Below are 10,044 nucleotides of genomic sequence, written 5' to 3'. Positions count from 1 at the left end.
GTGAATCCGGGGCACCAGGGGCACAAATTTTATTACGAACCGCAAGCATAGAACCAGATGGATTCGAGGTGACCAGCCATGGCGCTTCCGCGCACACCAGCGAACTCGTGGATGAGCAGCCTCGACTTGCCAAGTCGGCTGTTCGAAACCAGTAGCAACGACTACGAACTCTACGAGGAGGACGGCGAGTTCGTCCTCAGCCTCGAGCTCCCGGGGTTCGATCCCGAGGAGATCACCGTCACGTGGAACGATGGCGTGTTGAATATCGGTGCCGAACACGAGGACGATTCTCGCGGGGAGCGAAAGACCTACCATCGACGGTTCCGCTTTCCGAAGCAAGTCTCGGATGAGGAGATCTCCGCGTCATACACGAACGGGATTCTCGAAGTCCGCTTGCCACAGGTGACCGACGCGACCGTCATGGGGACTGAAATCCCGATCGAAACCTAAACCGGCGGTCGGTCCCCGTTCTCGTGGGTACCAGACTTCAAGCGACGCGTGTGAGCAGTTCTCTCGTTCGTTGGATAGTCGTTCGTCCACCTCGGATTCAACCGTGTCCTCGACTTCCCGCAGGACGAGAATTGGCTGGGTTCGCCTGACCAGCTCAAGGGCCCGCACTGGTCGGTTCCAGAGCCGTGTAAATGGGTTTTTATAGAGTGCCCGGCCAATTCCGCAGACATGCGGGCTTGGAGGACTCACTAATGCGCATTCTCATCGTCGGGGCGGGCGAAGTCGGATCCTCGATCGCCGCCAACCTCGCGCCAACTCACGACGTGGTCGTCGTTGAGAGAGACCCAACGGTCGTCGAGGAGCTCACGTTTTCCCTCGACGTACTCGCTGTGGAGGGCGACGGCACGAATTTAGATGTGCTTGAGGATGCAGGCATCGACCAGGCCGATATGGTCATCGCAGCCACGGATAGCGACGAGACGAACATCGTCATCAGTGGCACGGCAAAGACGGTAACTGACACGTTCACAATTGCCAGAGTCAAACGAGAGCGCTTGCTGTCGACGTGGCAGCAATCCAATAGTGCCTTCGGCGTCGATTTCATGGTGTGTTCGGACTTGGTCACCGCGGAGGCGATCTTCCGAATCTCCGAATTGCCACACGCCCACGACGTCGATACGTTCTCGGACGGCCTGGTTCGAATGGTCGAACTGGAGATCGAACCGGAATCCAGTATCGTGGGCCAATCCGTTCAGGAGGCAGACCAGTACGAGTCGATGACATTCGCGGCGATTTTCCGAGACGGCGAACTGATCGTGGCCAAAGGGGAAACAACGATCGAGGCAGGTGACCGAATCGTGGTCATCGGAAGCCCGAATTCAGTTCGGACCTTTGCGGTTGATATTGCCACGGAGGGTGAACGTGAGATCGACGATATCGTGATAATCGGGGGTAGCAAAACGGGCCATCAAACCGCTCGTGTCTTCGAGGAACACGGCTATCAGCCACGCCTCATCGAGCAGGACCACGACCGGGCGCGCTTCCTCGCCGAAGAACTCTCGAACACGACCGTGATGGAAAGCGACGCGACGGACATGGAGTTTCTCAATCGAGAGAACGTGGGCGACGCGGACGTGGTGGTCGTCTGTCTCGAGAGCGACGAAAAGAACTTGCTCGTCTCGCTTCTGGCCCGTAAACTCGGTGCCAGACGGACGGTCGCAATCGTGGAAACTGCGGATTATTCGGATCTCTTCGAAACGGTCGGGGTCGACATCGCCGTTGACCCGCGAATGGAGATCGCCGAGGAAATCGTCCGATTCACGATCGGTGGGCATACGGAAAAGGTGGTGATGCTCCAGCAAGACCGCGCCGAAGTACTCGAAGTTGAAATCGGGGCGGACAGTGACGTTGCTGGCAAACGACTCGTCGACGTGGTCAAGAACCTTCCAGCAGGGGTCGTGATCGGTGCGATCCCACGGGAAGGCGGACTCGTTACCCCACGCGGGGACACCGTCTTCGAAGTAGAAGACCGCGTCGTAATCTTCGTCGACGCACAGGTACGCAATGAGGTCGTGGACCGGTTCTAATGGTATCCGTGAATAACCCGTTCACCCGGTCCCAGTCCGATACAAGACGTCCCCACCAGGACCGAGGCCGACCGTGACCTGGAGTGTCGAGTGGCGGGCGAGTGTGGCGAGCCTCGGGACGATGGTGAAATTCCTCTCGCTTTCGATGCTGGTCCCGCTTTTCGTCTCGGTCGTCTATATGGAGGACTTCTGGGTGTTCCTCGTGTCGTTCGTCGTGACAGCAATCGCCGGGTTCGCCCTCGAACAGGTCGATCCGGACCCAGATCTCGGGCCACGGGAGGCCCTGTTGCTGGTTTCCCTCGCTTGGGCCACGGCCTCAGTTTTCGGAGCGATTCCGTTCCTGCTGGCGGGGCTTGGGACCGAATCGACGATCGGGCTCTCACTCGACTCGACTGGTGCGCTCATCGCCTCGCTCGTCAACGCACTGTTCGAGTCGACGAGTGGGTTTACGACGACAGGAGCAACTGTCCTCGGGGAGATCAGTTTCGAGCAACATTCCCATGCTGTGTTGCTCTGGCGACAACTCATCCAGTGGCTCGGTGGCATGGGGATCATCGTGTTGATGATCGCGATCCTCCCCGAACTCGCCGTGAACGGGGCCCAACTCATGCAGTCAGAGGCGCCTGGTCCTGACCTGCAGAAACTCACGCCAAAGATCGCCGAAACCGCCCGTGCGCTCTGGTTGATCTACTTCGGGTTTACCGTTGTCCTCGTCGCTATTTTGTTCGGGCTGCATCTCGCGGGCTACGCGCCGAACATGGACCTGTACAACGCGGTCGCCCACGGATTCACGACCCTTCCAACTGGTGGGTTTTCGCCCCAGGCCAAGAGTATCGCCTATTTCTCGGCGGCCGTCCAATGGGTCATCATCCCGTTCATGGTCGTGGCCGGGACCAACTTCGCACTCTTCTGGCACGTCCTCAGAGGGGAAGCCAAACAGATGTACAAAAACTCGGAGTTTCGGGCCTACACGGGTTTGATTGCAGTGTTCATCGCCCTCCTTTCAGTGGTCCTATTCCGTGGCGCGGCCCCCGTCTTGGACATCGGCGGCGCAACTGAAGGGGTAGCCGAACACTCCCTTCGAACCGCTGCGTTCCAGATCGGCTCGCTTCTCAATTCGACTGGATATGCGAACGCGAACTTCGTCGAGTGGAGCCAGTCCGCACAGATGTTGTTGCTCTTTGTGATGTTTATCGGCGGCTCGGCCGGTTCGACTGGTGGGGGGATCAAGGTCGTTCGGTGGCTGGTCGTTATCAAAACCATTCGGCGTCAGTTGTATGCCACCGCACACCCCGAAGTAATAGAACCAGTCAGGCTAGCCGGGAGTGTCGTCGACGAAGCGGCGATTCGCGGGATCATGACGTTTACCCTGCTGTATCTGGTCTTGTTCGGGGTGGCCGCCGTGTTTTTCAGTCTCGACGGAGCCAGGATCGGGCTCGATTTGACGGTGCTCGAATCGGTCAGCGCCTCGCTTGCGACACTTGGGAACATCGGGCCGGGCTTTGGGCGGCTCGGACCCTTCGGGAGCTATCTCTTCTTCCCAAATACGTCGAAACTCGTAATGATCGGATTGATGTGGGTGGGTCGACTCGAAATCGTGCCCGTCCTCGCGATATTCGTGAGCGGACTCCGAGATCGCTGACCGGGTCTCACACCGCCACCGCCCACAGACGAAACGACTCCGGTAGCCCGAACCCATCGATAAAGAGGGTCTCAATAACCTGTGCAACCCGCTCGTCATCCCCGGGAACGCGCAGCCGAAGGTTCGTTCCGCCATCCTCGACTGATTGCTGCTCGACGATGGTGACCCCACCGATCCTGTCCACGGTCGCCCGGATCGAATCGAGTTCGGCGTCGGTGCAGTCAAGATTGCAGATGGCGTCCGGGTCCCGGTACTGTATCCAGGGGGCCGGGCCCTCGGACTCGTTCTCAGATGCCCCGGTTGACGCGGTGTCAGCTTTGACCGTGAGAAACGGACTGTCCCGCTCCCGATGAGCGCGAATCGCAGCCACGACGAGCGATGCGCGTTCGGACTGACTGGTGCCAGTAAACCGGTTCATACCCGAACTGCGCGTGGGATGGGCAAAAACGTCGGGTTGGGTGACACTCTATCAACCGGTTCGACAATTCCTTAAACTGACCGCGGGAAAGGGACGTATGTCCGATCCACGGATTTTGCTGCTCGGGGCACCGGGTGCCGGGAAAGGAACGCAGGCGGATCGACTGACCGATGCCTTCGACATCGAACACATCACGACCGGCGATGCGCTTCGGGCGAACAAAGACATGGAGACCGAGTATGGGACCCCGCGGGAGTTCATGGAAGCGGGTGAGTTGGTCCCGGATCCAGTGGTCAATGAAATCGTCGAAGCCGCCATCGAGGAAGCTGATGGGTTCCTCCTCGATGGCTATCCACGTAACGAATCACAGGTCGGGTACCTCGAAGATATTACCGACCTGGACGTCGTCGCGTACCTCGAAGTCAGCGAGTCGGAACTGATCGACCGCCTCACCGGCCGTCGGGTCTGTTCGGACTGTGGCCGAAGCTATCACGTCAAATACGATCAACCCGAAGAAACGGGCGTTTGTGAGGAGTGTGGCGGGGAACTCTACCAGCGGGACGACGACACCGAGGAAACAGCGCGTGAACGGATCACCGTTTACGAGGAGAACACGACTCCTGTCGTCGAACACTTCCGAGAAACCGGCAATCTGGTAGAAATTGACGGCGAGCAGGCCCCCGAATCCGTGTTCAAGGAGCTAAAGGCCGCGGTCGACGAACGCACACACGCGTAGTAAAAGGTTCATTACGCCCCCTCCCATTTTGTTGCCTAATGGCACGTATCGGGGAGAAAGTCACGGACCTCGTCCGCGAGAATCCGGAGTTCGAGGAAGTGTTCGATGACCTCCTCGACAGGGACGGCGAGCTCCAGTGGCGGGACGTCAAAGACGACATGACGAGCGGGCAGTGGGGACGCCTGCTCCAAAAGGATATTCTAATTGAATCCGAGGACGGGTTCCAGTTTGCCGACCGGGAAGCCGTCGAAGAGGCACTCGGGAAGACCGAAGAGATCGAGTTCGAAACCGAGGTGGACGTCGACGATTCGGAGTCCTCCTGGGGCACCTACGACAAGGCTGCGGCCGTAGGCGCACTCGGGATGTTTGCGGGCTATTCCGTCGACTCCGTGCGGTCGGTCGTCGGTAATATCCTCGACGTATTTCTCGGTCCCCTTGATTCGATTCTCCCCTTCTTCGCCGTCATCATGGTTCTCGCTATCATTACCGGGCTGTACTCAGCGATCCTGCAAAACGCCCTGATGAACATGGAAAAGATGGGAGCCTACCAGGAACGGATGCAGGAGATCCAGGAAAAGCAAAAGGCCGCAAAAGAGCGCGGTGACGATGAGGCCGTCGAGCGGATCCGCGAAGAACAGATGAGCGCCATGGGCGACCAGCTCGGGATGTTCAAAGAGCAACTCCGACCGATGGTCTGGATCATGGTCATCACGATCCCGGTCTTTCTCTGGATGTACTGGAAGATCCGGCCGCCAGCGCATCTCGCAGCCGGTGAGTCGTTAATGGTGCTCCCCCTGGTCGGGGAGATCGAACTCTCTGCGGGGGTTATTGGTCCACTCCAAGCGTGGATCCTCTGGTACATTCTCAACTCCATCGGGTTCTCCCAGATCATCCGAAAGGCCCTGAACATCCAGACCTCTCCCTCGTAAAGCGGCACTGGGTTCAAAAACGATATGAGCGGGCCGCTCGGAATACTGATATGCTGATTACCATCTCCGGGCCGATCGGAAGCGGCAAGTCGACAGTTGCTGCCAGGTTGGCCGACGCCCGTTCCATCGAACACGTCTCCGGGGGTGACATTTTTCGGGATCTGGCCAATGAACGTGGGTACACCCCCCTCGAGTTCAACAAGCTCGCGGAGGAGGACGACCAAATCGACCGGGATCTCGACCGCCGCCAACGAGAAATCGCCTCAAACCGGGACGACCTTGTACTCGAATCGCGACTCGCCGGCTGGATGGCCGGTGACCTCGCGGACCTGAAGCTGTGGTTCGACGCTCCGAAGCAGGTCCGGACCCAACGGGTCGCCGAGCGCGAGGAGCGGGATTTCGAGACCGCCCGGTCGGAAATGCAAGCCCGGGCCGACAGCGAGGCAAAGCGCTATCGAGCCTACTACGGGATCGATTTCAAGGACCGCTCGATCTACGACCTCGCTCTGAACACCGCCCGGTGGAGTCCCGACGCGGTCGTCTCGATCGTTCACAACGCCGTCGAGGCCTACGAGGGCGGTCGCGACGAAGGAGCCGTCCCTGTGACGGACGTGGACTATGACTTCTGAATCGCCACTCCGAGCCCCACCGGACAAGCGGGACGTCGAGGCGTTGCTTGAGTTCGGCGTCATCAACCTCGATAAACCGCCAGGCCCCTCCGCCCATCAGGTCTCCTCGTGGATCAAATCGCTGACGGACCTCGACCGGGCGGCCCATGCCGGGACCCTCGATCCGAAGGTCACCGGCGTGTTGCCGGTCCTCCTAGGCAACGCAACGCGGCTCGTTCCGGCACTGCTGGAGGGCTCGAAGGAATACGTCGCAGTCCTCGAACTCCACGCCAGTCCACCGACCGATCTCGAATCGACCGTTGCGGAATTCGAGGCCGAAATCTACCAGAAACCGCCACGGAAAAGTGCAGTCGCCCGCCGTCTCCGGACCCGAACGGTCCACGAACTCGATGTGCTGGAGGTAGCGGACCGTCAGGCGCTCCTCCGGATGGAAGTCGAGAGCGGGACTTACGTCCGAAAGCTGTGTCACGATATCGGCCTCGCGCTGGGCACCGGCGCTCACATGGGCGACCTCCGCCGGACGGCCACGACACCCTTCGACGACAGCGAGTTGCACACGCTCCACGACCTCTCCGACGGCCTGGCTCGGTACGAGGAGTCGGGCCGCGAGGACTGGTTGCGGGAGGTCGTCCACCCCGCCGAACGGGCCCTCACCCATCTCCCCGAGGTGGTCATCGCCCCGAGTGCTGCCAAGGAGGTCGCGAACGGAGCGCCAGTGTATGGACCGGGCGTGATAGCGGGTCCTGAGACCGAACCTGACGGATTGGTGGTCTGTACGACTCCGGATGGGGCTGCGGTGTGTCTCGGGACGCTGGTGGGGGACGGAGATCAAGCGGCGGGAACGGTGGTTGACCTCGAAGCGGTGCTCGTCTGAGTCGGGGAACGAAGCCCTTAATGGTCGCTCACCCATCTCATCGAGTGCGGGACCGTGGGGTAGCTTGGTATCCTCGGCGCCTGGGGGGCGTCGGACTTGAGTTCGAATCTCAACGGTCCCATACGCTGGTTTTGATGGGTTTTATGTTCGAGCAGTAGAGGCCCTGAAACCGGCGTTTTCGCTTCAACAACCCGCTTTCAATAAGGGGTGGTCGGCGTGAACGCCGAAACCGTCCGCCGCCAGGGCACTCTCGAAATCAAAACATTCTCAAAAGGCCGAGAGGTAAAACGGCTGGTCGAGTGTCCCTTTTGTTGCCATACCTTCGACGACCACGACCCTCAGTGGAAACATTTCCTCGAGGAGCACGATCCCGAGAACGCTGGGTTGACTCCCCTCGGTGATGGGGGTAAAAGCCAATCACCGCTCTTCGAACCGATGGACGAGATACCAGGGGAGTTCCCGATTCAGTCCAACAACGACTATCGTCCGGTAGCTGCTCGAAGCGATTGAAGCGAGAAGAAAATTTTTGCGGGGTTGAGTATGCGGGTGTTCCGTTCCCAAGTGAGACCCCAACGTTCTGTTGGGGGGTTAATCCTGGTCTTACTCTTGTAGCATATGTCGGTACAACTTCCAACGCGTGACGTCGAAGAGGTTTTCTATCGTGGCTTTCGAGATCTGCGGTCGCTCGGCCACAACACGCCCGGCATCTCGATCGAGCGGGAAGCCATGCGCGAGCTCGAATTACTCCAAGAGGGCGGGGTCGCCGAAGACCATCAGGTGCAGATGACGATCTTCGAGGACGGACAAATTCTGATCGATCTGCAAGTCGATTAGAATAGAGGTTCTTTGCTCAAAATTTCAAACGAGCCTGACTTTTCCTGCTCGAAAAAATCATCTTCAGGGGGTACAGGGGTGAAGTAATTGTATGTCAATTCCAAAAGAAATCGAGTGTGTTTACTTGCGATCCGGTTATGGATTTGGCTACTCGCTACCGATTTGATTCAGCAATAATTCGTCGCTTCATGCGCGCGCGTATTTCGGAGGCTCGTAGGGGTCCCCCCGGGTTCGCGGGCATTGAGGTATCTCTTCGAACTGTCGTAGGATAGGGTCGTAAAAAGTTGTTAGTTATCGAAAAGTGGGATGGAATAGGGTGTCCGATGTCGGGACTATATCCAATGTGCTCACGAAGAGCTATTCAGTGAATGTCAGAAAACGACTGCTGAATACAGAGCGTGAAGTCAGCAGAATGAGACCATTCTTGCCTCGTGAAATTAATTGACTATTTCAGATGAGTTGAGTATAATGGAAACAATTAGAATCGGCGTTTAAGGTTACACCATCCTCCTATCTCGATATCCTCCAAATTCCGAGTATTACTAGCAGGAGGCCGATGCCGGTGAGGGCTTTTCCTCCCCATAACCTGTCTTCGAGTCTGGTAGATTCGAAGCGGTCGACGTAATACACCTCGTCGATATAATAGAGGGTATCACCTTTCCAAATTGAGGTAGAAAGCTCATCAACAAAGGGTTCGTTCACCCGAGGAACATAGCCCGATCTAGGGGTTCCTCTAAATTCACCACCAACAGTGGAGGCACTCAAGATCTTGTCGACAGTCGATTTTTCTTCTGCTGTAAGATTCTCATAGCGTGGCGCCTGGTCGGCAATTGCGCCGAGGACCTGGTCGTCGGAGGCTGGTTCGGTACGAACAATTGATCCGTTTTGCTCGGTAGACAGTCGATAATACACTCTGTCCTCTTCCATATCTTTCCGCACGAATTGGTATCGAGCATCGATCTTTTGAATCTCTTCGCGAATCTCACTATCTGAAACAGTCACTGATCCGTTGGCCATTGCGGTCTCCAGGACCTGCCAAGCTGAGATATTCCATTGGTGAGAGTATTCAGGATCTTCCCGGAAATTGTATTGTGTAATCGCGATTTGGCGGTCTGAATAGCTAAACAGTCTATTTAGGTCCTCTTCGTCTTGGAGGTCAATGATTTCGGCGCCATATGATTTCTCTGCTTTTGGAGCTGGAAGGAGTACATTATCCGCGGCACTGAGATAGAGTGGTCCTGGAAGTAACAATATACCGACAACGAAAAGAGTGTAGGCAACCTTCTTTCTATTTGCCATTATCTAAGTTGGCTATTTTTTAACCTGAGTATCTTTTGCCTTACTGATTGCAAGCGACAACCAGCTCAATAAACCAATTTATTTCCAAGTCACCCTCCATTCTTTTTCAGTTGGTTTCCTGAATACGCGCCCTGTATTCAGCACGGTCACTGAGAGCTACCTTTTCTCTAACTAAAATGGCGTGCAAAACCTAGACCATTACAATACCGGCATCAATCCCCAGTTGGATTCCGATAATTGCAATTTGGAGGTTTGTTTAGGACGATTTATCCAGCAATTATTCCCGATCAAATAGGCTTACCCACTGAGAGAACGTACCCAGTCCAAGAAGTTTGCGGCTATTACCCGCACGTTCGGAAAGGCGACCTGTTCGGGAACAAATGAGATAGTGACATCCTCCTCTATATGGCCTGAATACTGTTCGTGGCTGTCCCCTTTCCAGCGGATCGATGTTTTATTGTTGAAATCACCATGGGAACCATGAAGTTGATACGCGGTTGGTGCTCGTAATGTCAACCTGTCTGCTCCGGGGTATGGACTCCCTTCGCCACCACTGGCAAATGGAGGTGCGCCTTGGATATGGAACGCGTCAAACTGCAAGACGCCCAGGGTTTTGTGAGCAACGTCTCGGGACGTGTATTTGACCC

At 56.9% G+C, this 10,044-nt stretch carries 11 protein-coding genes, 1 tRNA gene and 1 pseudogene; 10 read left to right on the top strand and 3 right to left on the bottom strand.

The window, feature by feature from the left end; genetic code table 11:
• Window positions 1–78 precede the first annotated feature (78 nt).
• The 3 genes from V5A26_RS10700 to V5A26_RS10690 all read left to right on the top strand — a co-directional run bounded on the left by V5A26_RS10700 (window position 79) and on the right by V5A26_RS10690 (window position 3,678).
• On the top strand, window positions 79–450 hold the full coding sequence (locus tag V5A26_RS10700) for an Hsp20/alpha crystallin family protein (protein WP_332321887.1): 372 nt from the start codon (window positions 79–81) through the stop codon (window positions 448–450).
• 251 nt (window positions 451–701) lie between these two features.
• On the top strand, window positions 702–2,036 hold the full coding sequence (trkA, locus tag V5A26_RS10695; protein WP_332321886.1) for a Trk system potassium transporter TrkA: 1,335 nt from the start codon (window positions 702–704) through the stop codon (window positions 2,034–2,036).
• 73 nt (window positions 2,037–2,109) lie between these two features.
• On the top strand, window positions 2,110–3,678 hold the full coding sequence (locus V5A26_RS10690; protein ID WP_332322487.1) for a TrkH family potassium uptake protein: 1,569 nt from the start codon (window positions 2,110–2,112) through the stop codon (window positions 3,676–3,678).
• 7 nt (window positions 3,679–3,685) lie between these two features.
• Here V5A26_RS10690 and V5A26_RS10685 read toward each other — a convergent pair whose 3' ends face one another.
• Window positions 3,686–4,096: a hypothetical protein gene (locus V5A26_RS10685; RefSeq protein WP_332321884.1), complete on the bottom strand. Its 411-nt coding sequence runs from the start codon at window positions 4,094–4,096 to the stop codon at window positions 3,686–3,688.
• A gap of 97 nt (window positions 4,097–4,193) precedes the next feature.
• Here V5A26_RS10685 and V5A26_RS10680 point away from each other — a divergent pair, with 97 nt between their 5' ends.
• The 7 genes from V5A26_RS10680 to V5A26_RS10650 all read left to right on the top strand — a co-directional run bounded on the left by V5A26_RS10680 (window position 4,194) and on the right by V5A26_RS10650 (window position 8,098).
• Window positions 4,194–4,832 carry an adenylate kinase gene (locus V5A26_RS10680; protein WP_332321883.1) on the top strand — a complete coding sequence of 213 codons (639 nt, stop codon included), beginning with the start codon at window positions 4,194–4,196 and terminating at the stop codon, window positions 4,830–4,832.
• 38 nt (window positions 4,833–4,870) lie between these two features.
• On the top strand, window positions 4,871–5,761 hold the full coding sequence (locus tag V5A26_RS10675) for a DUF106 domain-containing protein (protein ID WP_332321882.1): 891 nt from the start codon (window positions 4,871–4,873) through the stop codon (window positions 5,759–5,761).
• Window positions 5,762–5,811: 50 nt separating this feature from the next.
• Complete coding sequence (gene cmk, locus V5A26_RS10670) at window positions 5,812–6,390, top strand: (d)CMP kinase (protein ID WP_332321881.1); 579 nt, start codon at window positions 5,812–5,814, stop codon at window positions 6,388–6,390.
• Window positions 6,380–7,264 (top strand): RNA-guided pseudouridylation complex pseudouridine synthase subunit Cbf5, encoded by an 885-nt coding sequence (locus V5A26_RS10665; RefSeq protein ID WP_332321880.1) that lies wholly within the window; start codon window positions 6,380–6,382, stop codon window positions 7,262–7,264. Before cmk ends, V5A26_RS10665 begins: the two co-directional genes overlap by 11 nt.
• 48 nt (window positions 7,265–7,312) lie before the next feature.
• A tRNA-Pro gene (locus V5A26_RS10660) sits at window positions 7,313–7,385 on the top strand.
• Window positions 7,386–7,480: 95 nt separating this feature from the next.
• Complete coding sequence (locus tag V5A26_RS10655; RefSeq protein WP_332321879.1) at window positions 7,481–7,774, top strand: hypothetical protein; 294 nt, start codon at window positions 7,481–7,483, stop codon at window positions 7,772–7,774.
• Between the two features lie 105 nt (window positions 7,775–7,879).
• Window positions 7,880–8,098 carry a hypothetical protein gene (locus tag V5A26_RS10650; protein ID WP_332321878.1) on the top strand — a complete coding sequence of 73 codons (219 nt, stop codon included), beginning with the start codon at window positions 7,880–7,882 and terminating at the stop codon, window positions 8,096–8,098.
• A gap of 510 nt (window positions 8,099–8,608) precedes the next feature.
• On the opposite strand, the gene V5A26_RS10645 is transcribed toward V5A26_RS10650, so the two are convergent.
• Both V5A26_RS10645 and V5A26_RS10640 read right to left on the bottom strand, forming a co-directional pair.
• On the bottom strand, window positions 8,609–9,397 hold the full coding sequence (locus tag V5A26_RS10645; RefSeq protein ID WP_332321877.1) for a hypothetical protein: 789 nt from the start codon (window positions 9,395–9,397) through the stop codon (window positions 8,609–8,611).
• A gap of 297 nt (window positions 9,398–9,694) precedes the next feature.
• A pseudogene (locus V5A26_RS10640) lies at window positions 9,695–10,044 on the bottom strand (hypothetical protein); the annotation flags it as partial.

The organism is Halodesulfurarchaeum sp. (assembly GCF_036626455.1).
Classification (GTDB): Archaea; Halobacteriota; Halobacteria; order Halobacteriales; family Halobacteriaceae; genus Halodesulfurarchaeum.
The sequence above is the reverse complement of the archived record's forward strand: the minus strand, read 5'-3'. Positions and strand labels throughout refer to the sequence as shown.

Coding starts and splice junctions, on each gene's coding strand:
- V5A26_RS10650 (WP_332321878.1), top strand. CDS start 7,880: ATGTCGGTACAACTTCCAACGCGTGACGTCGAAGAGGTTTTCTATCGT.
- V5A26_RS10685 (WP_332321884.1), bottom strand. CDS start 4,096: ATGAACCGGTTTACTGGCACCAGTCAGTCCGAACGCGCATCGCTCGTC.
- V5A26_RS10665 (WP_332321880.1), top strand. CDS start 6,380: ATGACTTCTGAATCGCCACTCCGAGCCCCACCGGACAAGCGGGACGTC.
- cmk (WP_332321881.1), top strand. CDS start 5,812: ATGCTGATTACCATCTCCGGGCCGATCGGAAGCGGCAAGTCGACAGTT.
- V5A26_RS10645 (WP_332321877.1), bottom strand. CDS start 9,397: ATGGCAAATAGAAAGAAGGTTGCCTACACTCTTTTCGTTGTCGGTATA.
- V5A26_RS10675 (WP_332321882.1), top strand. CDS start 4,871: ATGGCACGTATCGGGGAGAAAGTCACGGACCTCGTCCGCGAGAATCCG.
- V5A26_RS10700 (WP_332321887.1), top strand. CDS start 79: ATGGCGCTTCCGCGCACACCAGCGAACTCGTGGATGAGCAGCCTCGAC.
- V5A26_RS10680 (WP_332321883.1), top strand. CDS start 4,194: ATGTCCGATCCACGGATTTTGCTGCTCGGGGCACCGGGTGCCGGGAAA.
- trkA (WP_332321886.1), top strand. CDS start 702: ATGCGCATTCTCATCGTCGGGGCGGGCGAAGTCGGATCCTCGATCGCC.